This window comes from Paenibacillus sp. FSL H3-0310 (assembly GCF_038002785.1).
In the GTDB taxonomy this organism is placed as follows: Bacteria; Bacillota; Bacilli; order Paenibacillales; family Paenibacillaceae; genus Paenibacillus_AQ; species Paenibacillus_AQ odorifer.
The window spans coordinates 719,949-746,161 of record NZ_JBBODC010000002.1 but is presented as its reverse complement, the minus strand read 5'-3'; the positions used below and the strand labels follow the sequence as shown (position 1 = coordinate 746,161).

The 26,213-nt window shown below is 45.2% G+C and carries 22 protein-coding genes; 17 read left to right on the top strand and 5 right to left on the bottom strand.

Annotated features, from left to right (window positions below):
• The first annotated feature begins 29 nt into the window (after positions 1–29).
• The 4 genes from MHH63_RS22720 (at position 30) to MHH63_RS22705 (ending at position 4,088) form a co-directional block, all read left to right on the top strand.
• Entirely contained in the window at positions 30–479 is a 450-nt protein-coding gene (locus tag MHH63_RS22720) for a hypothetical protein (protein WP_339189166.1), read from the top strand.
• Positions 480–978: 499 nt separating this feature from the next.
• Positions 979–1,536 (top strand): GbsR/MarR family transcriptional regulator, encoded by a 558-nt coding sequence (locus MHH63_RS22715; protein WP_076101159.1) that lies wholly within the window; start codon positions 979–981, stop codon positions 1,534–1,536.
• Between the two features lie 210 nt (positions 1,537–1,746).
• Entirely contained in the window at positions 1,747–2,931 is a 1,185-nt protein-coding gene (locus MHH63_RS22710) for a polysaccharide deacetylase family protein (RefSeq protein WP_248549159.1), read from the top strand.
• Between the two features lie 140 nt (positions 2,932–3,071).
• Complete coding sequence (locus MHH63_RS22705; RefSeq protein ID WP_076101160.1) at positions 3,072–4,088, top strand: AI-2E family transporter; 1,017 nt, start codon at positions 3,072–3,074, stop codon at positions 4,086–4,088.
• Positions 4,089–4,195: 107 nt separating this feature from the next.
• Here MHH63_RS22705 and MHH63_RS22700 read toward each other — a convergent pair whose 3' ends face one another.
• Positions 4,196–4,582: a hypothetical protein gene (locus MHH63_RS22700; RefSeq protein ID WP_038568262.1), complete on the bottom strand. Its 387-nt coding sequence runs from the start codon at positions 4,580–4,582 to the stop codon at positions 4,196–4,198.
• Positions 4,583–4,838: 256 nt separating this feature from the next.
• Here MHH63_RS22700 and MHH63_RS22695 point away from each other — a divergent pair, with 256 nt between their 5' ends.
• The 6 genes from MHH63_RS22695 (at position 4,839) to MHH63_RS22670 (ending at position 15,964) form a co-directional block, all read left to right on the top strand.
• Positions 4,839–10,718, top strand: coding sequence for an S-layer homology domain-containing protein (locus tag MHH63_RS22695; RefSeq protein WP_341172134.1), 5,880 nt, complete (start codon positions 4,839–4,841; stop codon positions 10,716–10,718).
• Positions 10,719–11,297: 579 nt separating this feature from the next.
• Entirely contained in the window at positions 11,298–11,837 is a 540-nt protein-coding gene (locus MHH63_RS22690; RefSeq protein WP_036687318.1) for a MarR family winged helix-turn-helix transcriptional regulator, read from the top strand.
• A gap of 25 nt (positions 11,838–11,862) precedes the next feature.
• Complete coding sequence (locus MHH63_RS22685) at positions 11,863–13,317, top strand: aryl-sulfate sulfotransferase (protein ID WP_076186164.1); 1,455 nt, start codon at positions 11,863–11,865, stop codon at positions 13,315–13,317.
• A gap of 22 nt (positions 13,318–13,339) precedes the next feature.
• Positions 13,340–14,380, top strand: a complete 1,041-nt coding sequence (locus tag MHH63_RS22680; RefSeq protein ID WP_076192516.1) for an ABC transporter substrate-binding protein — start codon at positions 13,340–13,342, stop codon at positions 14,378–14,380.
• A 12-nt stretch (positions 14,381–14,392) separates the two neighbouring features.
• Entirely contained in the window at positions 14,393–15,169 is a 777-nt protein-coding gene (locus tag MHH63_RS22675) for an ABC transporter ATP-binding protein (protein ID WP_076186160.1), read from the top strand.
• A 15-nt stretch (positions 15,170–15,184) separates the two neighbouring features.
• Positions 15,185–15,964: an ABC transporter permease gene (locus tag MHH63_RS22670; RefSeq protein WP_036687327.1), complete on the top strand. Its 780-nt coding sequence runs from the start codon at positions 15,185–15,187 to the stop codon at positions 15,962–15,964.
• 45 nt (positions 15,965–16,009) lie between these two features.
• Here the strand turns inward: MHH63_RS22670 and MHH63_RS22665 are convergent, their stop codons facing one another.
• The gene (locus tag MHH63_RS22665; protein ID WP_076127037.1) at positions 16,010–16,777 is read right to left on the bottom strand and encodes a hypothetical protein; all 768 of its coding nucleotides are present in this window, start codon (positions 16,775–16,777) and stop codon (positions 16,010–16,012) included.
• Between the two features lie 279 nt (positions 16,778–17,056).
• Here MHH63_RS22665 and MHH63_RS22660 point away from each other — a divergent pair, with 279 nt between their 5' ends.
• The 7 genes from MHH63_RS22660 (at position 17,057) to MHH63_RS22630 (ending at position 22,623) form a co-directional block, all read left to right on the top strand.
• Positions 17,057–18,169 (top strand): ABC transporter substrate-binding protein, encoded by a 1,113-nt coding sequence (locus MHH63_RS22660; protein WP_339824156.1) that lies wholly within the window; start codon positions 17,057–17,059, stop codon positions 18,167–18,169.
• A 91-nt stretch (positions 18,170–18,260) separates the two neighbouring features.
• Entirely contained in the window at positions 18,261–19,181 is a 921-nt protein-coding gene (locus MHH63_RS22655; RefSeq protein WP_248549155.1) for an ABC transporter permease, read from the top strand.
• On the top strand, positions 19,178–19,981 hold the full coding sequence (locus MHH63_RS22650) for an ABC transporter permease (protein ID WP_076186152.1): 804 nt from the start codon (positions 19,178–19,180) through the stop codon (positions 19,979–19,981). Before MHH63_RS22655 ends, MHH63_RS22650 begins: the two co-directional genes overlap by 4 nt.
• On the top strand, positions 19,978–21,021 hold the full coding sequence (locus MHH63_RS22645) for an ABC transporter ATP-binding protein (protein WP_076307967.1): 1,044 nt from the start codon (positions 19,978–19,980) through the stop codon (positions 21,019–21,021). The genes MHH63_RS22650 and MHH63_RS22645 overlap by 4 nt, the downstream gene beginning before the upstream one ends.
• A 4-nt stretch (positions 21,022–21,025) precedes the next feature.
• Complete coding sequence (locus MHH63_RS22640; protein WP_280753345.1) at positions 21,026–21,901, top strand: alkaline phosphatase family protein; 876 nt, start codon at positions 21,026–21,028, stop codon at positions 21,899–21,901.
• A 57-nt stretch (positions 21,902–21,958) separates the two neighbouring features.
• A complete protein-coding gene (locus tag MHH63_RS22635; protein WP_036687337.1) occupies positions 21,959–22,276 on the top strand; it encodes a hypothetical protein in 318 nt (105 codons plus the stop codon).
• Positions 22,277–22,386: 110 nt separating this feature from the next.
• A complete protein-coding gene (locus MHH63_RS22630) occupies positions 22,387–22,623 on the top strand; it encodes a DUF6953 family protein (RefSeq protein WP_036687339.1) in 237 nt (78 codons plus the stop codon).
• A 104-nt stretch (positions 22,624–22,727) separates the two neighbouring features.
• On the opposite strand, the gene MHH63_RS22625 is transcribed toward MHH63_RS22630, so the two are convergent.
• Genes MHH63_RS22625 through MHH63_RS22615 form a run of 3 tightly spaced genes read right to left on the bottom strand, consistent with a single transcriptional unit; the run spans position 22,728 to position 26,087 of the window.
• Positions 22,728–23,807 carry a mannose-1-phosphate guanylyltransferase gene (locus MHH63_RS22625; RefSeq protein WP_036687341.1) on the bottom strand — a complete coding sequence of 360 codons (1,080 nt, stop codon included), beginning with the start codon at positions 23,805–23,807 and terminating at the stop codon, positions 22,728–22,730.
• Positions 23,800–24,906 carry a glycosyltransferase gene (locus MHH63_RS22620; RefSeq protein WP_341172133.1) on the bottom strand — a complete coding sequence of 369 codons (1,107 nt, stop codon included), beginning with the start codon at positions 24,904–24,906 and terminating at the stop codon, positions 23,800–23,802. Before MHH63_RS22620 ends, MHH63_RS22625 begins: the two co-directional genes overlap by 8 nt.
• The gene (locus tag MHH63_RS22615) at positions 24,906–26,087 is read right to left on the bottom strand and encodes a glycosyltransferase family 4 protein (RefSeq protein WP_036687342.1); all 1,182 of its coding nucleotides are present in this window, start codon (positions 26,085–26,087) and stop codon (positions 24,906–24,908) included. Before MHH63_RS22615 ends, MHH63_RS22620 begins: the two co-directional genes overlap by 1 nt.
• Positions 26,088–26,213 lie beyond the last annotated feature (126 nt).

Here is a 26,213-nt window from a genome sequence, read left to right as displayed (position 1 = left end):
ACTCTATATATAGATTGGGAGGGATCAGAATGTCAGAGAACTTAAACCGGGTAAAGTTATCCCAGTGGGATGCGTTATTGGTGGAATCACTCCGCTCCTTGGGGTGGTCTGATGAGGATATTCTTCGTAAAGTGGCAGAGGGCGATTTGCCCGTTGACGAGAGCGAATACCAATTTGATTATAAGCAGCTGACTACGTTGCAGTCAGAGCAGCCGGAGTTGTTCGGGCAAGCGGTGAAGACAGGCTATCAGATTAAATACAACACGATTCGTGGGATTCGCAGCTGGATATGGGTAGCTCTGGGCAAAGAAGCGGCTCTGGAGCTTGAGGAAGGTAAGGAAGCCGCTGAGGTGGCTTTAACCTTGGCCGAGAAGGAACGTTTGGCTTCTGTGTTATCCTTCGGTTGGCAGATCGAGAGCGATACGAAGGCAGCGTTTGGAGATACAGCTGTCTACCGGATTGCACCGATTGGACGTTAAGCTGAATAGCTACAGTAAAAAACGATTGTTGCGGGGAAGGACTCCCTGTGCACAATCGTTTTTTTGTTATATTTCTCGCTTAAATGCTTATCTTTAATATACGCTTACCGCTGGGTAAAATACCTCATAGTGTGCAGCCTCAATCCAGCTTCCTGTCTTAAAATCTCTGCCCCGGACAAGCACTTTATCGCTATACACTTCTACATAGAAGCAATGGAATCATTGCCGGCAAGGTGAAGAGCACCGGTTTCAACTCCCCTATAAATCTCGAACGTTTCATTATTCTGTCGATACCCCATTCCATCTTCTGTTTTTTGCGGTATAATTCTGAGGAAAGCTCTTCCGTTCAAAAAAAATTGTACACTCATCGAGCGGCTGCGTGGTCAAGTGGACGTAAAGATCGATGCGAGATTATGTAAAAAATTAAGAGATTAGCGCAGGTAGTTGCTATTTTGTGTAAAATAGAAGGGTAGATTCTAAGTGGAATGAAGGTGCAGCTATGAAACAGGTAGCCTTTGGTGAAGAGAATAAAGACTTATCTCCACGCGAGCAGCTGCTGCGTCCGATGATCGATGCGATTGCTCAGACGATGGACCTATATGGTGCGAATTATTCATTCGGGCAGCTGTATGGAATTATGTTCTTTGAAGACCGTCCGATGACGCTTGAAGAGATGAAGAATGTGATGAATATGAGCAAGAGTAATATGAGCTATGGAGTCCGTTCTTTGATGGCCTCCAAGATGGTCACTAAGCTGGAGGAGAAGCGGGACCGAAAGGATCTGTATGCAGTGGAAACAGATTTCTTTCAGACCTTTAAGAACTTTTTTGGGATGAAGCTGCAGCGGGAGATTGATGTCATGAAGCACGCTTTAGACGTTGTCATTCCTGAGCTGGAGGGATTGGTTCAAGCCGTGGATACGTCTGAGGAGGAGCGGCAATTCTGCCTGAAGGATCTGGAGAAGCTGGAGCATGCCGTTCAATATTATCATTGGCTGCAGCAGTTCGTGGACGAGCTTGGGGAAGAGAATTACTTCGCAGATAAGAGAAGGTCCTAGACCGTCTACAATCACATATAGATGTACATAATTGTATATAGATCTCCATTTTTGCGGGGTGTTCCTTAAGCCGGTTCAGGCTTGAGGTTCGCCCTCTTTTTTATGATAAAGAAACAAAAATAAGAAGAAAATGTAACCAATAGCAGGTGGAACTTCCATAAAATATATAGTTACATAGGGACAAGAAATGTTGTTAAGGAGATTCTGAGATTGAAAACAAAAAAATATATGCTGCTTGTTGTCATAGTTCTACTGCTGAGCCTTGCTGCTATTTTGAATACACAACGTGAACCTTCAACAATAACTATTAACGTAAATGGTCAAATGATAAAGACGATAGCTGCCAATCCAGCCTCGCCTGATGATCTTATGATCCCGAAGGCGGTAGCTGAACAGGCACTAAATACACAAATCGGCTGGCAGAAATCCGGACCTCTTCCAAAAGGTATTTACTACAGAGATCAGGTGGCTGTGCTGATGTATCATCATCTTTCTGAGAAGCCCATGCCACAGTTTCCTTGGGTGTTATCGGTTGATCGGTTTGATGATCAAATGAATCTGCTGAAGCAGGAAGGTTTTCATGTGATCACCATGGCGGAATACCGTGAATTTATGCTGAATAACGGCGCAGTTCCGGACAATGCAGTGCTGCTGACCTTTGATGATGGATATGAGAGTTTCTATAAATTGGCGTTCCCCGTTTTGCAAAAATACGGATATACAGCCGTCAATTTTGTTATCGTATCTACAATAGATCACCCAGATCCGAATAGCGTACCGAAGCTCACTTGGGAGCAAATGCGGGAAATGAAGCATGCTGGGATGGGATTTTATAGTCATACCTATGATTTGCACCATTATGGGATTGTCGATGCCGAGGGCGGGCAGCGGCCAGCTGCAAGTGCCTTGTTATATGTTGATGATGAGAACAGGAATGAGATGAATGTCGAATACTACAGCAGAGTTACACGTGATCTGGCTAAGGCGGAGCAAAGGCTGAAGGAAGAATTGGGCAATACGGATTCGGCGATTGCTTTTCCTTATGGGTCCTACAATGACAGATTGCTGGCTGTTTGTGATTCGCTGGGGATTTCACTGACCTTCAAAATTGAGGATGGGATTAACACCAGAGCGGATCGGAATGCCGCACGAATTAACGGGGGAAGTGAGACACTTACCGCTGCGTTGACGCTTGATCAGATGAAGCATATCGATTTGCCTATGGAATTGACCTTGAACAACCAAAAGGTGAATATGGTAAGGAATTCTCCTGAAATGAGGAAGGGAACCTTGATGGTTCCATTTCATCAATTATGCAAAGATCTGCATATAGATATGAAATATGATCCGAAACGCCGAATCGTTGAATTGACTCATATGGATGCAGGAGCATAAAAAGTGTCACTTTTATTGATGATGAGATTACAAAAAGTGAGTAAATTCGTCATTTTAGGCGAATCACTAGTTGCTATAAGTGAATTCCTTACTGTAGACTATAAACAGAGTACTAATTGGTAGGCGAATGGAGAGAACTGATGGAATTGTTTAAGCGTTATTACGCAAATTTAACGGTCCGGCGTTTTTTGATTTTAGGATTGGTTGCTCTGCTGCTATTCAGCATTAGAGATATGCTTAATTTGGTACTGTTGACGTTTTTGATTGCGTATGTAATGAATAGCTTTCAAGTGCTGCTCACGAAGCGCATTAACAAATATGTAGCAGTTAACAGCAAAGTGATTATTGTTATTCTATACCTTGCCTTAATCGCTGTAGTTGTCATAACCCTCGTTAATTATCTGCCTAAGGTTTTTATACAGATTAAACAGTTAACGAATTTTTTGACCAATTTGACCCCTGAGAACATCCCGCAGAATGATATAGTGCAGTATATATTCGCCCAGCTTAAGGATTTGAACTATCAGTCGTACATGAAAGACGGTATTGAATATGTCTTGAAAATAAGCAATTGGGGCACCAGCTTTGTTTTATCAACCATTTTGAGCTTTGTATTTATACTTGAGAAGAACAGGATCGTTAGTTTCACTTCCCGCCTTAAAGAGAGCAAAATCTCTTGGTTCTATGTAGAGCTTGAGTATTTTGGCAGAAAATTTATCTCCTCTTTCGGAAAAGTGATCGAAGCACAAATTCTGATCGCGTTGTTTAATACATGCTTTACGGTGATCGGACTCTGGATTTTAGGTTTTCCTTACCTTTTCGCATTATCCATTATGATCTTCTTGCTCAGTTTAATTCCGGTAGTAGGTTTTGTTATCTCGCTAATCCCACTTTGTATTATTGGTTACAATATTGGTGGCCTAGTCATGACGATATACGTACTGGCAATGATTGCCGTACTGCATTTTGTAGAAGGCTACTTCCTAAATCCTAAACTGATGTCATCCAAAATGAATTTGCCTATGTTCTATACGTTTATCGTGTTGTTATTCTCTGAGCATTATCTCGGGGTATGGGGTCTGATTCTGGGGATTCCGATCTTTGTATTCTTCCTTGATATTCTGGAGATTAACAGAGAGAACAAGATAGGAACTTAGGGATTCTGTTATAAAATAAGTGTTAAATATACAAAAACCGGCTAAATGGAAGATCCATTTAGCCGGTTTTTTTGTGTGTATGTTACAGCGTCGCTGTATGTATTCCCTTAACCGAAGGAAGTATGGACACTATCTGAAACGATGTCCCTCAGCTCCGCTTTATATGCCGCATACTGCTCGGTTGTTATGCTTCCAGCGGCTAACCGTGAATCCAATTGATCCGTTAGCTGGGCAACCTGTAGATCGATTACAGCTTCAATATCTTGGCCTTGTTCTGATGCAATATCTTGAAGTGACTTACCGTCATATATGGCCTCGTATAGATCCTCGTCCGTTGGCTGGTTAAGTACCTCCAATAATTCGTCTTGATCCGCGACCTCTGCGGTGGACCATTTAACAGGCGAACTTGCATTAGCGGTAAGACTAGTCCAAGCATTTCCGAAAGACATCACTACAACTACCGTTCCGACTATGATCACTCTTTTTATATCCATTAGAGTCCTCTTTTCTTGTTCTGCAATAACTTATCTTGCTTAAGCATCCGTCTAAAGTATCGTTTAAAATGGGTTCTAACTAGTTATATTGTAACCCGCGAAGCTGAACTGAAGCTTAAGCAATATTAAAAATAACCTAAAGATTTAACACGGCTATGATATAGCGATAATACACCGCAGGTATACTTTCCAGATGAGCTTCATTGCATATTTATGCATTGAATCACAATCAAACAAATGGGGAGTGTTCGGAGTTTTGAGAATAACAGCAAAAGCTAAACGTTTATTTTCCAGCATAATTGCCAGCAGTCTGATGTTGGGAATAATGGCTCCAGCAGGGTATGCCGAAGAGCAGCAGCTGGAGACAGAGCAGACATCTTCCGAATTAGAGGCGCATTTTGATGAACAGGTTGAGCTCAACACGCTTTTAAGTCAACCGACTGTAATGGCAGATGTGTACGCGGTACCTAATAATCCAGGAGCGCTACTGATTACAGAAGTTGTTCCGGATACTAAAAATGTAAAAGGGACAGATGGAACCTCTGTAGATGGTTACGAGTTTGTTGAGGTCTACAATAATACGGACAAGCCGGTTAATTTTAAGGATTATTATTTCTTTTATAATGACAAAGATACATGGGCACCTAATGGTGATGCTGTAATACCGGCGCATGGAAATATTGTTTTCTGGATTATGAACGGCAATAATCTGAATGTTCCTACGGAGGATTTCATCAAAAACTTTAATCCTTCTGCAGCTTTGCAGGAAGGAGTGAATCTGTTCCGGATCAACGGTGGCGGGGGGATGGCTAACACTTCTGCGCGTAATTTACAAATTAAAAGCAAAGCAGGAGATACGCTAATTGTTTCTGCTTCCTATGGAAAAGAACAGGTGAAGGAGAATAACGGGATCTTCTATCAATACTTGCAAGCAGATAGCTCCGTTATGAACCTCATGGTGAATTCGGGAACGGTTGTGGCTACGCCTGGAACCGTAGAGGCAGAACAAGTGCCTGAGCTAGTTCCTGGGAACAAGCAGCCAGTGATTGAACATATTGCACAGAGTAGTGTCGATCCAGCCGATCTCCCTATCAGTGCGAAGATTACTAATCTGGAAAGCGGGGCAGATGGATCACTGCCTGTAGTGAAGCTACAGTATGGCTCTCCTTCTCAGGCGAAAGATACGGTAATCACCATGACTTCAAAAGGTGGGGATGAATATGCGGCAATGATTCCTGCAGCTGCGCTGGAAGAGCCGGAGCTGCATTACAGCATCCGCGTTAATAATGTGACAGAGAGTTATTCTGTTCATGTGAACCTGCCGGCGTTCGATCCGAATAATGTGCCGCCGTTGTTAATCACAGAGCTGCTGCCGAATTCGACGAATGTAAAAGGAACGAGCAGCGACGCTTTTGAATTCATTGAGATCTATAACAATACTGATGCACCTGTTAATTTCAAGGACTACAAGGTTTATTATCGTTATCCTGATAAAGGTAACGCTTCCGATGTGAAGTGGCCTTCGACGCCAGAGAACTTTCTGATTCCTGCACAGCAGTCCGTGGTGTTCTGGGTTATTAATAGTGCCAATAGTACTTACACTGCTAATGATTTCAATACAGAATTCAACACAAACTTAATTGAAGGCACCAATCTCTTTTTGATCAAAAGCGATGGTATGGCGAACTCTGGCCGCCGGGCAGTCGTAATCAAGAGCAATACGGAGAAGGAGATTTCCTCTGCGTATTATGATGCTGACCTCACCTACGATGGTGGAGCTAAAGGTGATGACACCAAAGAGAATAAAGCCCTTCTATATAAGTATCCTGTGAATGGGCTGAGCAAAATGCTCAAGATCAGTACGGGGTCAGCCGTTCCGTCACCAGGCCAGACGGATGTAACACAACTTCCAAACACACCGATCCATGTGGAGCCGGATACAGAGAAACCAACAGTAGAAGATCTGACCGGCGTAACGGAGATTGATCAGTCGCTGGGTCTCGATTTGAAGGCTTTTGCTGATGACAATAAAGCTGTTACTTCTGTGGAAGTTAGAGTGTCTTCGGACAAGCAGCCGGAAGCTGTTAGCCACAATCTATCCCAAGACTTCAACGACAGCTTGTATCACTTTAATTTGACCTCTGCGGATTTGATTGGCAGAAATGAGATCCAGTATTACTTTGTTGTTTCTGATGGAACGAATGAAACACAATCTCCAGTAATGAAAGTAAAAGTTACAGGAGGACAGGATCAATCACCCCTTCGTTTGAATGTGAAGGAAGGGCAGTTGATCAATGGCTCCGTGACCGTAAAGGGAACCTCTGCCACCGCTAAGGCTGATGTCTTAGGCTTGAGCATTGACAGTAAGTTACTGGGCAATAACGAGGCATATAATGCACTGGAGAATGATGCCTACTTTGTATTTGAAGCTAAAAATGTGGACTATTATTTTAAAAATGCGATCACGATGGGACCGGAAGAACTAGGAGATGCCAGTATTCTGTATACCTTTATGGACCCGATTACTACGTATACTGCATTGACTTTTCCTATTTCTTCTGCCGCTTTAAAAAAGGGTACGGATAATGTGATTTACATTCGGGCGGGCTCTAAATCGTCTCCATTTGATCCTCGTCCTGAGGAGAATAAGGATGATTTTGAAGTAAAAAATGTTCGTCTCCTGCTGGCAGATGGTACCGAAATTTGGGACCCGGCTTATGCAGAACGTGATAAGGAAATCAAGATGGGGGACAGCGCAGGTAAGCATGAATCCCTCGGCTTCCAGTTTGATCTAAAAGCGGATTTGTTCCGTTCAAAGGCGTACAACTGGAATACTAAGGAAGCAACTGACGGAGAACATAAAGTAACGCTTACCGAAGGTGGAACGAAAGTATCATCAAACGTAATTGTCGACAACACGCCACCATCCATCAAAGCATCCATAGAAGAAGGACAAACTTACCGTGGCAATTTTGAAATTGCTGCTGAAGTTAAGGATACTTATGCGGGTGTAGATAAGGTCAGCGTGAAGCTGGATGGTAATGTTATTGAACTGCCCTATGCTACTTCATCCGGGAAGTTGTCGGCTGGGGATCATACGCTTTCTATCACAGCCTTAGATAGGATTGGCAATCAGGCAGAAAAGGTCATTACATTCCATGTACCGAATGAGAATCCATTTGCGCCACTGCTTATTTCTCCTACAAACTGGGAGACCGCTGTAGGTACTAATCCGACTTTAAAGGTTAAGGTTGAAGATCCTAATCAGGATAAGATAAACGTTACCTTCTTTAGAGGATTTAAGTACGATGCTAACCATCCGGAGCAAGGCTTTGCTGGGTTTATAAATGCATCCGATACAGAGCCGCCGAAACAATCCGTACCTGCGGGCGAACAAGCGCTTAGCAGTGATGACTACAGTAAAATAAGTGCGGTGGACGGACAATATTTAATTAATGATGCTGTCGATCAATTCCCTTATCAGCGTTATGAAATTAAGCTGGATGAGTCGGTTAAGGCGTCAGATCGTGTAGATATTGAATGGAAAGGGAATTCGTTGCCGGGACGTAAAGTAAGTCTCTACGCATGGAGTCCAACTCAACAAAAATGGGTACAGCTGGATCATTTAATCGCTGGAACAGAGGATTTTGAGCTGAAATCCACGGTTACAGCTGGAGAATATGCTAATGGAAATAGCATTGCAGTAATGGTTCAGGACGAAATTGCTTCGGTGGCTAAGACAGCACCAACAGTAACACAAGATACGTATGACTTTTCTTTTGTATGGATGTCTGATACACAATATTATTCACAGAGCTACCCTTACATTTACCGTAAAAATGTAGAATGGATAGCTGACAACAAAGAGAGCTTGAACCTGAAGTATGTTATTCATACAGGAGATATCGTGGATAAATCCTATCAGGAGTATGAGTGGAAGGAAGCTGACCGGGACATGAAGGTTCTGGAGGAAGCTAACATTCCTTATGGTGTTCTTGCGGGTAATCATGACGTAGGCCATCAAACCGGGGATTACACGAAATTCTGGGAGTATTTTGGAGAGTGGAGATTCAAGAATATGCCGACCTTCGGTGGCTCTTATGACAACAACAGGGGCCATTACGATTTAGTGTCTGCGAACGGAAATGATTTTGTTATTGTATACATGGGCTGGGGATTGGCTGAGGAAGAAATCGAATGGATGAATGAGATCGTTGCCCGTTATCCAGAGCGTAAAGCGATTCTTTGTCTCCATGAATACTTGCTGGTTTCTAATAACCGGGCACCTATTGCGGAAAAGATTTTTGAGATGGTTGTGAAACCTAATAAAAACGTAATCGCAGCACTGTCCGGCCATTATCATGATGCTGAGCTTAAAGTAGACGAGCTGGATGATAACGGTGACGGTATTCCAGACCGCAGTGTCTATCAAATGCTGGCAGATTATCAAGGCGCTGAAGAAGGGGGTCTCGGCTATATCCGACTGCTTCAGTTCGATGTTGCTAATAACAAACTTCGCGTGAAGACTTATTCGCCTTATTTGGATGATTATAACTACTATGATGAAGACGAATATCCAGGCAAAGATGAGTTCGTTCTGGATCTGGATTTACAGCCTGTGACTAAACGTGTGGCTACCGACTATATCGGAGTCAAGGTTTACAGCGATCAGGAAATTGCGGCCAATCCACAAGTAGAGAGTGGCGCGGAGACTCAGGTCACTTGGAGTAAGCTGAATCCGGATAGCTACTACCAATGGTATACAAAGGTTGAGGATGATCACTCCGGTAGTGTGCTTTCAGATATCTGGGGCTTTTACACTGGAAAAGAGGATGTGATGCCGACACCAGAGGTGACACCAACACCAACACCGACACCAGAGGTATCGCCATCGCCAGAAGTGACGCCGACACCAGCACCAGAGGTGACAACGGCACCTCCGGTAGTTTCACCAGTGCCAACAGTGACTCCAACGCCTACAGCCACACCTGGAGCGGGAAAGGGAAACATTGAACTGGCATTAGGAAGTAATGGGACGTATACAGCTGATCCGTCAGCCTTGAAGAAACTGATAGAGGAAGCTGCTACAGGGGGAAGCCTAAAGATTAGCGCAGGCGGAGCAACCCCGGCTCAAGATCAGATTAGAATTGCTCTTGATGCAGCCGCTGTTCAACAGGCTGTCGATAAGAAGTTGAATTTGAATATTGTTTCATCTAACGTTACCTTGAGCGTACCAACAAGCTCCTTACCAGCCATTCCGGCAGGCAGTGATATGCTGCTACTAAGCATTGATACGAGTATGATATCTGTACAGGCCAATGACGCTGGAATGAGTCCATTCAGAGCTAACGTTACGCTGAACCTCAGTACATCTGCAGGAGGCAAAGAAACGGCTATCCACCAGCTTAAAGGTGCTGTTACGATTACCTTGACGCTGACTAAGGAACAGCTTGCTAAGCTTGATACAGATTTTGCGGGTGTCTATTATGTAAATGGCAGCACGTTGGAATATTTGGGTGGAGTGTTTAAGGATAATACCGTTACCTTCACAACAAATCACTTTTCCTCCTTTGCGGTACTGGAATACCATAAGCAATTTAGGGATACTGCTGGTCACTGGGCAGAGTCGTATATTTCCAAGCTGACGGCTAAGCATGTGATTAAAGGGATCGACGATACGCATTATGGACCACAGGCGAATGTAACCCGTGCAGACTTTGTTACACTGGCCGTTCGTTCTCTCGGATTGGATGAAGCAAGTGGGGCAATCGTACAGAGTGCTTTTGCAGATGTATCTAAAGATGCTTATTATGCACAATCGATAGACAAAGCTGTCCAGCTTGGATTGATCCAAGGCAGTGATGACAAGTTCCGACCTAAAGATGCGATTACTCGTGAGGAGGCGGCAGTTGTCCTGCAGAAACTGATGCAGTATAAAGCTGGATTGCAAGCTTCCGTTGCTGCTGCTGCAAGCTTCAAGGATATGAATAGCGTATCTGAGTGGGCGAAGCAAGCAGTCATTGATTTACAGGCTAAGGGAATCCTTGACGGCAAGGGCAACAATAACTTTGACCCTCGTGGTAAAATAACCCGCGCTGAAATCGCAAAACTGTTATATGGAATAATCAAATTATAAGATAGGTTGGCAAAGGCAGGCAGAGGTGACTCTGGCCTGCTTTTTGTCTTTTTTGCGTGTAGTCTCCTTTTTCTTCTATGTAAAAAGGGAATTTCCACTATTCATATGATTTTTCATATATAATATTTTTGAATTAATTTTTAATTTTCAGAATCTTTCAAAATAAAAGGTAGATTGCAAGGAGTGCAAGTGAAATTAAATATCTCCAATCTGCCACTTCAGGAGTCGGGTAAAATATATTTACCAGTTAGAGCGTTATTTACCGGCCGTATCATCTTTTATGCAGGTTTATGATGAAGACAGCCATGCGCTTGTACTGGAAAGTGGTCTATAAGCTTCCAAGTTGGAGGGCACCTTTGAGGGTGTTCTTTTTTTGAATATATAAAATACTTACTTGACAGGTAGGAATAAAGGGGTATATGATATCACCAATACTTAAACAGTAATTAAATGAACAGTGAAATAATTCAACTGAGCTGATTGGACCACCAAAGGCTCCCGTACTTTTCCCTTGTCAGGGGTAGGTGCTGGGAGTCTTTTTTTATGGGCTGATTGGGAGAAAGCAGAGGTAAGTAAGCCATGAGCGAACAATATTGGAGACAGCTGGAGGAGACAGATTGGGCATTTCGCAAGGCGGTTCGCAGATTCGTGAAAGAGCGGGATAAGGTCGCCGTAGCAGGCATCTCCTTACCAGGCATGCTGATTCTGCACAAAATCATTCGTGATGGTGAACAAAGGCTAGGAGACTTAGCGGATGAACTAGACTTCACCTCAGGTGCGATTACCGCATTGAGCGATAAGCTTGAGGCGGGTGGATATACCGTGCGCAGACGTAAAGAAGGCGACCGTAGAACGGTAATGCTGGATATTACGGATAAAGGCCGCAAGCTGGCGGAGCAGAACAGCAACATCGGAGAACGATGTATTTCGCTTTTGTTTGAGGGGTTTACGGAGGAGGAATTGGCGCAGCAAAATGACTTTTATCAGCGGATCATTAGCAATTTGGAAGGATTCTCGGATATCCTGCTGAAGCTCGCCAAGGAGAATGCAGAGACCTCTCCAACCCTTGAACAGAAGCCACGAACAACCACCAAAAAAAGTAATTATCTTAGCTACTAAAAATTGAACGTAGGAGAGATGAACGATGGGACATTCAACCATTTATCCAACTGGAGCAACCGTATATAACCCTAACAAAGCCTGGAGTGGCTATACCGTATTTCAAGCTGGTGAAGAAGGTGTTGTACTGATTGATATGAACGGTAAAGAGGTGCATTTGTGGAAGGGGCTGCTTGGATTTCCGGCTAAAATCTTCCCGGGTGGTTATGTGCTGGGCAGCACAGGAAGAAGAGATCCTAAATTCGGAATACAGGATAATGTAGATCTGGTACAGGTGGACTGGGATGGGAACATCGTGTGGAAATATAACAGCTATGAACATATAGAAGATCCGGGTTATGAACCCCTCTGGTATGCCCGCCAACATCATGACTATCAGCGCGAAGGCAATCCGGTCGGATATTTTGCACCGGGGCTTGAACCCAAGGTAGACAGTGGAAAAACGCTAATTCTTGCTCATAAAAACATCTACAATCCTCAAATCTCCGACAAACAATTGCTTGATGACACGATCCTTGAGGTGGACTGGGAGGGGAATATCGTCTGGGAGTGGGCTCCAAATGAACATTTTGATGAGCTAGGCTTTGATGAAGCGGCCAAAAATGTACTATTTCGTGATCCTAACTCACGCTCTTTCGGAAATCTAGGTGGTGGTGTTGGAGACTGGCTGCATATCAATTCGGCTTCTTATGTAGGACCCAATAAGTTTTACGATGCAGGGGATGAGCGTTTCCATCCGGATAACGTGATCTGGGATGCGCGTGAAGCAAATATTATTGCGATCACGGATAAGCGTACCGGAGCCATCGTTTGGAGAATCGGTCCGGATTACTCGCTGCCAGAAGTGAAGCATATCGACTGGATCATTGGCCAGCATCATGCGCACATCATTCCGAAAGGTTTGCCGGGAGAAGGCAACTTACTTGTATTCGATAACGGGGGCTGGGGCGGTTATGGTCTTCCAAATCCATCTTCTCCTTTTGGGCAAAAAAATGCACTCCGCGACCACTCACGAATTCTGGAGATTAATCCCGTAACCCTTGAGATTGAGTGGCAATATACAGCGGCAGAAGCAGGTTTCTCTGTCCCAACCGATTCTTATAAATTCTACAGTCCATATATCAGCTCAGCTCAACGGCTTCCGAATGGCAACACCTTAATTACAGAAGGTTCTAACGGCAGACTCTTTGAGGTTACGCCAGAACATGAACTGGTATGGGAATATATTTCGCCATTTACGGACTCCAGAAATACCAACATGGTCTATCGTTCCTACCGTGTGCCTTATGCATGGGTACCACAGCTGGAAACGCCAGTTGAACAAGCGATTGAGCCAATAGACGTAACGCAGTTCAGAGTCCCGGGGTCTGCACCTAAAGGATCGGATTCTGTGGTAAGTGTGGCGACAACCCTGCCATTTGTTGAAGGAGCTGCTTGTGTGGCGACGACGGATGAAGGCAGCAGCCGCAAGGTAAATTAACAAATTTGAGGAGATGTGTCGGTTGAAAAAATCATGGATCAGCTCAAGCTTTCTGCTCTTATCTTTATCAGTGGTTATCCTTTTATCGGGCTGCAGCTCCAAGGGCGACGCGGCTGCCTCTAATGCCGCTAAAGAGGGAGCGGCGAACAGCAAAGCAGAGACATTAAAGATAAAAATTGCTGACATCAATACGAATCCCACTTTTCGGGTGGCACTAGATAAAGGCATCTTTGCCAAACACGGGATTGACGCTGAACTGGTCAACTTTGGTTCCCCTGCGGAAGGTGTAAATGCCCTTTTTATTAAACAGGTGGATGTGGCTTTTGGGGCAGACTTCCCCTTGCTGAACGCAGTGGCGAAGGGCGATTATGCTATTATCGCCTCGGCGGGATTAGCGACTGATGAAGCGTCCACTGAATGGAAATTGTTCGTACAGGACGATATTCAGAAGGCTGAAGACTTGAAGGGGAAGAAGCTGAGTTTCATACGCGGTACTTTCATTCCGTACCTTTGGGATGAATATTTGAAAGAGCATAATGCTGCTCTCAGTGATGTGGAGTTGATAGGACAGGGTGCCTTTGATGAAGCTTATATCGCTTTGAAGCAAGGTGCTGTGGATGGAGCATGGTTTTATGGTTCGGTTCTGAATGATAAGCTCTACGCGCTTAAAGGTGTTCATGAACTGACAGATATGTCTAAAACCACGGTTCGATTGGGGATGGGGATTGTAACGGGAAATGATTTTGCGACTAAGAATCCGCAAGGTATAGCGAATTTCCTAGCAGCGGTGAATGAAGCCGGAGCCTATGCTCAGGCTCACCCAGATGAGGTTGCTGATCTGATGTATAAGGAAGTGAAGCAGCCTAAGGAATCAACGATAAAAGATCTGCCGAATAATCCGTGGGCACTAGGATTTACTCAAGCAGCGTATGACAGTTTGACCAAGCAAAAGAAATATATGGTCGACAACGGAATCATTGAGAAGGATTTTGATCTGGATAGCAAACTGAATCTCGAGCCGCTGGCGAAGGCATTGCCAGAAGAGGTTACGTACAAGAAATAGGGGGAGTTCAGCATGTCATTATCTGCTAAGCAGCATACCATTCATATTGAGCAGCTCCGTAAAAGCTACAGTGAACCGACTGCTGGGGACGTTCACTACATTATAAAAGATGTAGATCTCGTAATTAAAGGTGGCGAATTCTTCGTTCTGCTCGGGCCGAGTGGTTGCGGGAAATCAACACTGCTGAATATGATCGCCGGCTTTGTCTCCAAATCCGGTGGGCATCTACGGGTGGATAATGTAGAGGTGAATAAGCCCGGCAGAGATCGGGCGGTTGTGTTCCAGCAGGCTGATTCCTCCTTATTCCCTTGGTTAACCGTTCGTCAGAATGTGGAGTTCGGATTGCGGATGAAGAAAATCGCAAAGGTGGAACGGCATACAATATCGGATAGGTTCATCGGGCTTGTTGGGCTGAACGGGCATGAGGAGAAGTTCCCGAAGGAGCTGTCTGGGGGTATGAAGCAGCGTGTTCAGCTGGCTCGGGTGCTGGCGAATGATCCAGCGATTCTGCTGATGGATGAGCCATTTGGTGCACTGGATGCGATGACGCGCCGAACGATGCAGAAGGAATTGGTCAATATTTGGCGCCAGACACATAAGACGGTGATTTTTGTAACTCATGATATTCAGGAGGCGTTATTGCTGGGAGAACGAATTGGTATTATGTCAGTAGGACCGTCCTCTAATATTACGGATATTTATGACAATACACTTCCGTATCCGCGGGACGTAACCTCACCGGAATTCTACTCGTTATACAATCAAATTCAAGGTCATTTCGAAGAATAGGATAGGGTGAGACAGATGAGGAAATGGGTGGAGAAGAAGTGGGTTTCCGTAACCCTTCTATGGATTACCGCGCTCTGCGTCTGGCAGCTTGGAGCTGTAATCTATGGCCCCGATGTGATCCCCGGACCATGGAGTACACTTAAAGGCGGACGGGAGCTGCTGGAAGACGGAACCTTGCTGCAATATATCGGAATTAGCTTTTACCGGGTGCTCATTGGTTGGGTACTCGGCAGTTTACTGGCGATTCCCGTAGGACTAATCATTGGGAAGGTGAACTTGATCCGTATTTTTGCGGAGCCTTTCCTGAACTTTATCCGTTTTATCCCGCCGATTGCATTCATTACTTTGTTCCTAGTATGGTTTGGTATTGGGGAGCAGTCGAAGATTGCGTTAATTATGTACGCTACCTTTTTTATCGTGGTGCTGAATACTTTAACCGGTGTGATGTCCGTGGAAGAGGACAAAATCCGCTCAGCCCGCAGTATGGGCGCCAGTGAGTGGCAAATTCTGATTCATGTGGTCGTTCCGGCGACGATCCCTTATATTTTTACGGGTATCCGGTTAGCGATGGGCACCTCATATATGGCGATTATCGGCGCGGAAATGATTGCTTCGAACGAAGGTGTAGGTTATCTGATCTGGAATTCCCGGTTGTTTTTCCGTACGGATTGGATCTTTGTCGGGTTATTCTGCCTTGGCTTTATGGGCTTCTTTACGGATCGGCTTTTTGGCTGGTTCGGTAAGAAGGTGCTTTACAGATACGGTGTTGTCAGTGTGGCAGCGCGTAGGCGGTAGTTATATTCATACATGTAAAACTGCCTGGAAATGTCGGGCAGTTTTTTACTTGGACTGAAGTTTATACGAATATTTTTTGTCATTGTAATTAAATTGGATGGAATCCAGTGATGAGGGATTAAGAGAATAATCATTTATTTTTTCTTTGTTGCCAGTCAGAAGATTATAAATATAAACTTCGTAACTATAGCTACCATCTGCATTTCCAGGAAGTATGGAAACCGATAGATAAAGTTTTTCTTTTTCATCAACTGCATAACTATAAAATTTACCTCCAGATGAATGGAATTGAGCAATTTCTTTATTAGATGTTGGATCGTCTACTTTCATCACCCAAGCTTGTTCTCGTATCGGCTGAGCTCCATCAGTGAAAATGGAAAAGGTATGATAGAGGATATAATCATCTAATCCAAAAACGCCGCTAACCACCAGAACAGCATCGCCATCATTTAAAGGTAACGTCAATAGCTTCTTGGACTTTTCTACAGCTAGTGATTTTTCATTAGGAGAACTTAAATAGAAAGTGAATGGCTCTGTTGGAAAATAAAATGGATTTGCTTCTGTTCCAGGGGCAATGTTCATTTTTGGGGCTGGCAACCATACGATACCGGCAGAGGTTTTGACAGCGTAGTTGTATTGTTCTGTATTCTGATCACGTAATGGGAGGGTGTAAAGATCACTGTTTATTTGAATGATTTTATTACTTGTATCTGGCGTGTTATTTTTAGGAGGAGTAGCTGCATTGTTGCAAGCTGAGATAAGCAAAGTACATAGAAATAAACCTGTTACCATCTGAATTTTTGTAAACAGCATTTTTCAAGCTCCTCTGAGGGTCATTTCTTATTATGAATAAATACTACTATACATCAGTAAAGTTCTATTTTAGTGTAATTAATGTAATTATTTTCATAAAAACATTTCTAAGGGAAACGGCGGTCATCTAAAAAAGACGACAGGTCGTTTCTTTTTATTTACAAATATTCCTATTCTCCTTAATGCCGCGAAAATAGTACACGCCTATACTGCAATTGGGTGCCTAACAGTTGGAGCATAAAGAGCCCGCAAATAAGAAATAGGAGTGAAGGGGAAATCATGAAAAAAGGGATCAACAATCAATTATCGATGGGTCTAATGTTATCCTTGCTCGTCCTGTTGCTTGCTGCTTGTGGAAATTCGGCCAAGGCTGAAGAAACAACGAATGGAAAGGCTGGCACCAAAGAATTAAGTCTGACTGAGATCGAGAGTAAAGCTAAAGAAGAGGGCAGTATCATCAGTGTAGGAATGCCGGATTCCTGGGCGAACTGGAAAGATACATGGAGTGATATGAACAGTAAGTATGGTCTTACACATTCGGATACCGATATGTCGAGCGCGGAGGAAATTGCCAAGTTTGATGCGGAAAAAGACAAACCAACGGCCGACATCGGAGATGTGGGGATTGCGTTTGGATCGGTTGCTGTGGATAAAGGGGTAACCCAGCCTTATAAAACATCCTACTGGGATGAAATCCCCGATTGGGCTAAGGATAAGGACGGGAATTGGATCGTCGGCTATCAAGGCACCATTTCTTTTCTGACTAACACTAAGCTCGTGGCGAATCCACCGAAGAGCTGGGAAGATCTGAAGAACGGTAACTACAAAATCATCGTTGGTGATGTAACCAAGGCTGCTCAAGCACAGATGGCTGTATTGGCCGCAGCGATGGCCTTTGGTGGCGACGAGTCGAACATTGAACCGGGGATTGCTTTTTTCGAGGATTTAGCTAAAAAAGGACGTCTCTCCAATGCAGAAGCTTCCCTTGCCAACATCGAAAAAGGGGAAGTAGAAGTTACCCTGCTGTGGGATTTCAACGCTTTGAACTATAGAGACCAGATCAACAAAGATGGCTTCGCGGTAGCCATTCCGAAGGAAGGCAGTGTCGTGAGCGGGTATGCCACGATCATCAACAAATATGCGCCGCATCCTAATGCGGCGAAGCTTACCCGCCAATACATTCTTAGCGATGAAGGACAGATTAATCTTGCCAAAGGTTACGCTCGTCCGATCCGTGACAGTGTAACGTTGCCGGATGATGTTGCAGCTAAGCTGCTGCCAAAAGAAGAATATGTTAACGCTAAGCCTGTTGGTGATTACAAGGTATGGGAAGAGACGGCAAAAACCATTCCTCAATTGTGGCAGGAACGTGTGCTTGTACATTTGAATTAGTATTCATTTCTCCCCAAAAAAGAAGCAGGGCGCCTTCGTCATGATGCCGTAAGGCGCCTTTGTTCTATTCCCGCGACAAGGAGCGAGTAAGATGAAACAAAGAAGCCGCGGTGTGATCCTGGCACTTATTCCATTTGCACTAATGGTGTTAGCCTTTCAACTGGTACCTATACTATCCATGCTGACGGGAAGCTTTCGCACAGCGGACGGAACGGGATTTACGTTAGGCAATTATCTGCATGCGTTGCAAAGTGCCTATTACATGCAGGCGATTAAGAACAGTCTGCTAATCTCCATAATCTCAAGTCTGATAGGGATCATTGTCGGGCTTTTTTGTGCTTATTGCATTACCCGGTTTACCCCGAGAGTACGCGATAGACTTCTGATGCTGTCGAATATGACCTCTAACTTCGCAGGTGTTCCGCTGGCTTTTGCTTATATCATTTTGCTCGGAAATAATGGGGTGTTTACACTCTTATTTAAACAGTGGGGCTGGAGTGTTTTTGCCGATTTTGATCTATATAGCTGGTCAGGTCTAATACTGGTGTATGTATACTTTCAGGTTCCGTTAGCCTTACTGCTTTTGTACCCGTCCTTTTACGGAATTCGTGAGCAGTGGAGAGAGGCAGCGTCCTTACTGGGGGCTGGGCCTTGGCAGTTCTGGAAAACGATAGGCCTGCCTATTCTAACTCCAGCGATCTTCGGCACACTTGGAATTCTTTTTGCTAATGCAATGGGGGCTTATGCCACGGCTTACGCATTGGTTGGCGGAAATTACAATCTGTTGGCGGTACGTATCGGTTCACTGGTTGCCGGAGATGTGGTTACACAGCCACAAATGGGGAGTACGCTTGCTGTTCTGCTTGGTCTGACTACGATTTTGGCGGTTTATCTGAACCATTTAATGGTGCGGCGTGCGGAGAGGTTCGGAACGAAAGCACTCAGTAAACCGGATGTGAAAATCAAAGCTTCCCGGCGTTTATGGACAGCTCGTGAGGAGGCAGGGCAATGAATATACGTAAAGCAGGCTTTGCTCCACGCACCTTCATGCTGCTGCTCATGGTGTATTTGCTGCTTCCTCTTTTGGCAACGGGTATTTATGCTTTTGCACAAGATTGGCAGAATACCTTGCTGCCCCGAGCTTGGACGCTGAATTGGTTTGGGGAAATGTTTGAGGATATTCGCTTTCTGGAGGCGCTTTGGACCTCGCTTTATTTATGCCTGATCAGCGTGGTGCTGAGTCTAGCCGTGATGCTGCCAGCTGTTTTTGTCATCACCCTCTATTTTCCGCGTTGGGAGAGCTTTATGAAAGGTATTGTTGTTTTGCCTTATGCGGTGCCTGGTGTTGTGGCTGCGGTAGGTCTTATTCGTACCTATTCCTCTGGTCCTTTTGATATCGCTGGAACAGCGTATTTATTAGTGGGGGCATATTTTGTGGTCATCCTTCCCTATATGTATCAGGGCATTCGCAATAGTCTGTTAACGGTTAATGCCGTTGAACTGCTGCATGCTGCGGAGCTGCTTGGTGCCCGCCGAAGAACGGCCTTCGTGAATGTGATTTTGCCTAATATATGGCCTGGGGTTATCGTCTCTACACTGTTATCATTTTCAGTTCTATTCGGCGAATTTGTCCTTACGAACATGTTAGTTGGCGGACATATTCAGACGATTCAGGTATATCTATATCAAAGGGTTGGTGAAAGTGGACATTTAGCCAGCGCGATTGCGATCTCTTATTTTCTGTTTATTCTAATTCTTTCGATGGTACTCATGAAGCTCGGTAAAAAGATGGGAGGGGGCGTTAAGGGATGAATGATTATCTAAAGCTGCAGGGTGTATGCAAAATGTTTGGGAATACCTGTGTGTTAGACAATGTTGATTTGGAGATCCGTGAAGGTGAACTTGTAACACTGCTAGGCCCCTCCGGTTGTGGAAAAAGCACATTGCTACGCTGCATAGCCGGTCTTTCAGAGCTGGATGGCGGCAGAATTCTTTTGGAAAATAAAGATCTGGGAAGTTTGCCGCCCCGTAAGCGCGAGGTAGGAATGGTGTTTCAGTCTTATGCCTTGTTCCCCAATCTGACGGTGAGCCAAAATATCGAGTATGGAATGAAAATGCGGGGATTATCGAAATCAGCCCGCCATCATCGCTGCGCGGAATTGCTGGCATTGGTCGATCTGGAAGATAAACGGGATGTATATCCGCAGTCCCTCTCCGGTGGACAGCAGCAGCGGGTAGCGCTGGCTCGTTCTCTAGCGGTGCAGCCCAAAGTATTGCTGCTGGATGAACCCTTAAGCGCACTAGATGCTAAGATACGCAAGAATTTACGTGCAGAAATTCGTGATATCCAAAAAAGGTTTAACATGACGACACTATTCGTGACACATGATCAGGAGGAAGCGCTGATTCTTTCTGACCGCATCTGTATTATGAACGGTGGCCGGATTGTGCAGGATGGCACACCTGAGGGGTTGTACTCCGCACCACGAACAGAGTTCGTTGCCCGGTTTATGGGCAGTTACAATGTATTGACCCGATCAGAAGTGATGACGTTGTTCCGGGGGATAGATAGCACGCAGGACCGCTTTGCTATTCGGCCTGAGGCGGTTACGCTGCTGCATGAGGGTGCGGGACTTCACGAGGTTGCTGCCGGAGTGCAACTGGTGGATGGCATCATTAAATCTGTCTCCGTGTTGGGCAATATTATTAGGTGTACGGTAGAGGTAGAAGACATTTGCTTAACGGTTGATCTTTTAAATGACGGACGCTGGCTGAGGCTGGTGGAAGGGGCTAACGTCACCTTGGCTCTGAACCCTTCTGAGCTGCTGCATCTGGAACGAGAGGGAGCGTAATAAGATGACTGAAATGAACAATAAACTTATTGTGGTAGTGTTGGACGGACTTAGATATGAGGCCGCACGTGAATATATGGGGTATATGGAGCATCTGGTGGAGCAGGGGAAAATATCATGTCACCGAGTGAAGTCGGAATTGCCCAGTCTGTCACGCCCGCTTTATGAAGTACTCTTGACGGGGACACCTGTGACCAAAAATGGAATTACGGCTAACCATATTGTGAGACCAAGCCATGAAGAGAGCGTATTCCATCTGGCAGTGGCCGCTAATTTGCGCACAGCTGCTGTCGCCTATCATTGGGTCAGTGAGCTTTATAATTCGGCCCCTTTTGATCCGCTGGCTGATCGCCATCAGCACAATGTGATGAAGCCCATTCAGCATGGCAGCTTTTATTTCGAGGATCACTATCCCGACAGTCATGTGTTTGCCGACGCGGTGTATTTACGGAGTGCCTATGATCCGCATTTCCTATACATTCACTCCATGAATATAGATGACGCCGGGCATCGTTATGGCGGCGAGAGTAAAGAATATGAGCTTTCAGTGCGTAATGCCGACGGTCTGCTGGCCACTGTTTTGCCTATTTGGATGGAACAGGGCTATAAGATTATGATTACGGCAGATCACGGAATGAACGCAAATGGGTACCACGGCGGGATAACCCCTTCCGAGCGAAATGTGCCATTATATACGTTTGGGGTAGATGTATTATCTTCAGAAAAAGAGGAAGAAATGCTGCCACAGCTGCGAATGGCTCCTTTAATGTGCCGCTGTTTGGGGCTGGCCCCTTCGGCAGCAATGAGTAAGGAGGGCTTGCCTCCACTTGTGCAGAAGCAATCTCATGACAAAGTGGAAGAACCTTTGCCGTTGGTATGAAATAAAATAATTAGCACTAGAAAAATCATATATTTTACCCAATTAGGAGGTTGTCTATTGAGCGCTTCTAAAGCTATGAAATGGATTACGGGTTCCTGTGAAATTATTTTGGCAATTCCAATTCTGGGTGCTGCTATTGTTATTGGCACGGGGTATTCCGTTCTGGGGTTGATGTTTATTCTACATGTGATTACATTGATTTTATCTTCAAGAGACCGTGAGTCTATCTACGGTTCAGTGCTAGGAATTATAACTTCTTTATTGGCATGGATTCCTTTTGTGGGCTGGTTCTTGCACTTAATTACTGGGATTCTGTTGATGGTGAGTGGAGGACAGAAGTCCCGTTATCCGTCGAACCATATCTATCCACAATGATGTAAAATGACTTCAATACAGCCCAATTCGGACGTTTGTCCGGTTGGGCTGTATTCATGTTATAATGAGGGCACATTTTAGCAGTAAGCACAGAGAGGAGGCGCATCCATATGGAAATAACCGCACAAGAAGTAGCAGAATGGATGGTGAAGGAGATTCGTTTTACGGGTACCTTGCATCAGACGGCGGCGATTGAATATGTGAAAGAGAATTTTGGAGAACAATTTGTATTTGTGAATGAGAACGGCAATGCCTCACTCTCCAAAGAAGTGAAGAAAGCTTTCCGGAAACTCCATGGCGGGAGAATTGCTTGGGATCGAGACGGGTTCTTGTGGGCTTGGACCTAGGTTTGGCGTTTAAAAAAATTTATAAACTGTTCAACTTATATAATGAGATAAAAAACGGACCATGCATGTACTGCAATGGCCCGTCTTTTTACATTCTTTGTTAGTTAGATATATTCGGTCATTCCCTGTTCCTTTAGAAGCTCCACGATATCTTTGACTGACTGCGCTTTATCCTTGGGACAGATTAATAGTGCATCCCCAGTATCCGCAATGATGAACCCGTCTACACCAATGGTCGTGATCAGTCTGCCATTTCCATAGATGATTGAATTATGGGTATCTATCCCCACATGATTTGCTTTTATAATGTTGCCTGCATCATCCGGAGGGAAGATTGAACCCAGTGCATCCCAGCTGCCAATATCATTCCAGCCAAACTGCCCGGAAAGCACGACAACTTCATCAGAGCGTTCTAAAATGCCGTAATCAATCGAAATATTCTGAAGCGTTGGATAGATGGCATTAATAACTTCCTCTTCCTGATCTGTACCCAAACAATCACTGATGGGCAGCATGGTTTTGTAGAGTCGAGGTAGATAACGTTTGAAATTATCAATAATGACAGAGGTCTGCCAAATAAAAATCCCACTATTCCATAGATAATTACCGGATGCCAGATAACTCTGTGCATTCTGAAAGTTTGGTTTCTCTACAAATTCATCTACATCATATACAGCCACTGGGCTTGTCGCAATCGGCGTCTTATCAAAGGCAATATAGCCGTAGCCAGTAGATGGGAAAGTAGGCTTGATTCCGATGGTTACTATTTTGTCTGACTCCATGGCAACAGTACAGGCTTCGTCTAGTGTAAGACGGAATTGTTCCTCATCCGTTATATAGTGATCGGAAGGCAGGACGACCATTAAGGAATTGCCATGAGATTTCTCTATAGATAATGCTGCAAAAAGAATGCTAGCGGCTGTATTTCGCGCCACAGGTTCAATTAGAATATTAGCTTTGAGAACGCTGCTGTGCATAATACTCTCCAACAATACTGCTTGGGTACGATTAGTAACGATAACTGTATTCTCCTGAGGAATAATCCCTTTGAAGCGTTCAATCGTATCGTTTAGCATAATGTCGTTGCCACTAATATTCAGCAGCTGCTTTGGGATTTCTTGTCTGGACAGGGGCCAAAACCGTGTTCCGCCCCCGCCGGCTAGGATCGTAGCATATTTATTCATGATGCATCACCAACCGGGCAATTGTGAAGGATATAATGCTCTCCGAGCCTTGGTTCAGGTTGAGCCCCGCGGCATGGATGCCGTCATAACAAGCACCAGTCTGCGGATCGATCAGAGGGATTCCCAAGGAATTATGCCCTAGATACCAGTTGTAGCATAATTCTGCTTGCGTAAGATAGGCGGGGTCCTCAAGAACAACAGCTGCTTCCCGGCAGGCCAGCAGCATCTCGCAGGCTTCAATGGGCTGTTCATCATAGGGTGCAGCCAGCCCATCACGCAGCAGCCAGCCATGGCTGCCGATCGGTTTATAGTAACCTTTGCTGGAGAAGGTGGTGGAAGCTAGGAAATCCAGGCTTTCCTTGGCGGTCTCCCGCAGGTCTTTATTCCCGGAGATCAGGAAGGCCCGAAGCAGAGCCCAGGGCAGCATGGAATTGCCATAAGTGATGCTGTCCTCGAACCAATTCCAGCCGTGCCCCTTATAGCGGGTATATTGATTATGCAGCCGAACCGCAATATTTTCGATCAGACTCTCAATGGTTGCCCTTGGCAGAAAGGCGGCTTCTTCGGTCGTGTTTTCAGTATGCGGGTATGGAAAAGCATAACCTAATGAGCCCGGTGCTTCGGTAAGATAACTTAGGCCGATGATGGCATAGGCTCCGGCCCGAGGTGAGCCCAAGGCTTCCAGATGCGGCAGTGCCTGATTGATCAAATACCGGCAGGTATTCATCAGGTTATCGGGCAGGGAAGCAGCATGCGACAAGGTGAACCCGAGTGCCCACAAGGTACGTCCCTGGCAATCTTCAGAACCTTTATCCTCTATAAAGGAGCGGTTATAATCCATGAAATTGCGAAAATTGCCGTCCGCTGTCTGGGAATGATAGATAAAAGAGATATACGTATGAATGAGATCGAGTGCCACGGCATCCCGGGAATTCTCGTACATTAAGACCGCAGCAATCAGAGCGCGGGCGTTATCATCGGTAGTGTAGCCCTTGGAACGGTCCGGAACCCCAAACTTGGTATGCTGAAAGATTCCTGTATCGTCCGTGATTCTGCGCATATAGCCTGGTTTAGACTGTACTGTGGTGGAGGTTTCCATTAAATCACGCTCCGATCAGCTGACGCCGAGCTCTGGATATGGCTGTGGAACAAGGCGGCATAGATTTTGGCGATTTCGTTCCAGCGCATAGTGAGCCCGAGCTTCAACGTGCGGTCTTCCATCGTTTGCACCAGAGCAGGGCTGTTCAGCAAGCGCAAAATGCAGGCTTCCAAGGAAGCAGAATCATGAAAATCAGCCAGTAGACCGCGGCCTTCTGCCAGCATTTCCTGGGCGTAGCGGTAAGGGGTAGACACGATAACCCGGCCATAACCGACTCCGTAGGCCAGGGTGCCGCTGACGGCCTGATCCTTACCCAGATAAGGAGTCACATAGATATCTGACATGACCAAGGACTCTATTACTTCTTCTTGGGTCAGCAACTTATCGACGAATTGGACATTGTCCTGCAGGTCAAACATTTCTACGAGGTCCGTCAGTTTCTGGCGGTAAACTTCCCCGGATTCCAGCTTGACGACCGGATGGGTCTTGCCCCAAACAATGTAAAGTGCTTCGGGATGGCGCTTGACCACGCCGCGCATGGCTTCGATGCTGTATTCAATCCCTTTGCCGGGACTGAGGAAGCCGAAGGTGGAGAGGATTTTGCGGTCTGGATAACCGTATTGTGCTTTAAGGCTGGTGCGTGAGGCTGTGCTAACTTGAGGGACGCCGTGATGGATGAATGTGATTTTGGAAACTGGGATCTCATAAATAGTAGATAAATCGGTAAGGGTTGATTCCGCCATCGTCACGACCTGCACGCTACGCTCGGCCAGACATCGGATGATCTGATGCTGCTTAGGGGAGGGCTTGGTCAACACTGTGTGAAAAACAACAACATACGGAATGTTCAAACGTTCGACAAAGGGCAGCAGGTATTCACCGCTTTCTCCGCCGTAGATGCCAAATTCATGTTGGATGACCAACAAATCGGTATCGGAATTGTTGAGGAAATCGGCCGTATCTATATAATCTGCGTAATTATGCTGGTCGATCTGCCGTATTACCTGCTGATCGTAAGCGTAGGTTTCATTGTTGTTTATGGCAATAATCCGGGGCGGGTTGAAGCCGGGAAGGTGGATAAGTTCATCTAGCAGATCCTGTGTGAACGTGGCGATACCGCACTCTCGCGGCAGACTGGTTCCCAGGAACACGATGTTGTGATTACGGACTGTATTTTTCATTCAAAGAGCCTCCCTAATGGTCTTGCGATTGGTCTGGATACAAAAAAAGAAAATAAAGAAGACTCTATTTTCTGAATAGGGAAAGGTATTTGGTTTTCTGAAATTAGAAATGTTGCAAATTATTTC

Coding starts and splice junctions, on each gene's coding strand:
- MHH63_RS22705 (WP_076101160.1), top strand. CDS start 3,072: ATGGAATTGTTTAAGCGTTATTACGCAAATTTAACGGTCCGGCGTTTT.
- MHH63_RS22630 (WP_036687339.1), top strand. CDS start 22,387: ATGGAAATAACCGCACAAGAAGTAGCAGAATGGATGGTGAAGGAGATT.
- MHH63_RS22715 (WP_076101159.1), top strand. CDS start 979: ATGAAACAGGTAGCCTTTGGTGAAGAGAATAAAGACTTATCTCCACGC.
- MHH63_RS22620 (WP_341172133.1), bottom strand. CDS start 24,906: ATGGAAACCTCCACCACAGTACAGTCTAAACCAGGCTATATGCGCAGA.
- MHH63_RS22690 (WP_036687318.1), top strand. CDS start 11,298: ATGAGCGAACAATATTGGAGACAGCTGGAGGAGACAGATTGGGCATTT.
- MHH63_RS22675 (WP_076186160.1), top strand. CDS start 14,393: ATGTCATTATCTGCTAAGCAGCATACCATTCATATTGAGCAGCTCCGT.
- MHH63_RS22700 (WP_038568262.1), bottom strand. CDS start 4,582: ATGGATATAAAAAGAGTGATCATAGTCGGAACGGTAGTTGTAGTGATG.
- MHH63_RS22645 (WP_076307967.1), top strand. CDS start 19,978: ATGAATGATTATCTAAAGCTGCAGGGTGTATGCAAAATGTTTGGGAAT.
- MHH63_RS22650 (WP_076186152.1), top strand. CDS start 19,178: ATGAATATACGTAAAGCAGGCTTTGCTCCACGCACCTTCATGCTGCTG.
- MHH63_RS22720 (WP_339189166.1), top strand. CDS start 30: ATGTCAGAGAACTTAAACCGGGTAAAGTTATCCCAGTGGGATGCGTTA.
- MHH63_RS22665 (WP_076127037.1), bottom strand. CDS start 16,777: ATGCTGTTTACAAAAATTCAGATGGTAACAGGTTTATTTCTATGTACT.
- MHH63_RS22660 (WP_339824156.1), top strand. CDS start 17,057: ATGAAAAAAGGGATCAACAATCAATTATCGATGGGTCTAATGTTATCC.
- MHH63_RS22640 (WP_280753345.1), top strand. CDS start 21,026: ATGACTGAAATGAACAATAAACTTATTGTGGTAGTGTTGGACGGACTT.
- MHH63_RS22655 (WP_248549155.1), top strand. CDS start 18,261: ATGAAACAAAGAAGCCGCGGTGTGATCCTGGCACTTATTCCATTTGCA.
- MHH63_RS22625 (WP_036687341.1), bottom strand. CDS start 23,807: ATGAATAAATATGCTACGATCCTAGCCGGCGGGGGCGGAACACGGTTT.
- MHH63_RS22670 (WP_036687327.1), top strand. CDS start 15,185: ATGAGGAAATGGGTGGAGAAGAAGTGGGTTTCCGTAACCCTTCTATGG.
- MHH63_RS22685 (WP_076186164.1), top strand. CDS start 11,863: ATGGGACATTCAACCATTTATCCAACTGGAGCAACCGTATATAACCCT.
- MHH63_RS22615 (WP_036687342.1), bottom strand. CDS start 26,087: ATGAAAAATACAGTCCGTAATCACAACATCGTGTTCCTGGGAACCAGT.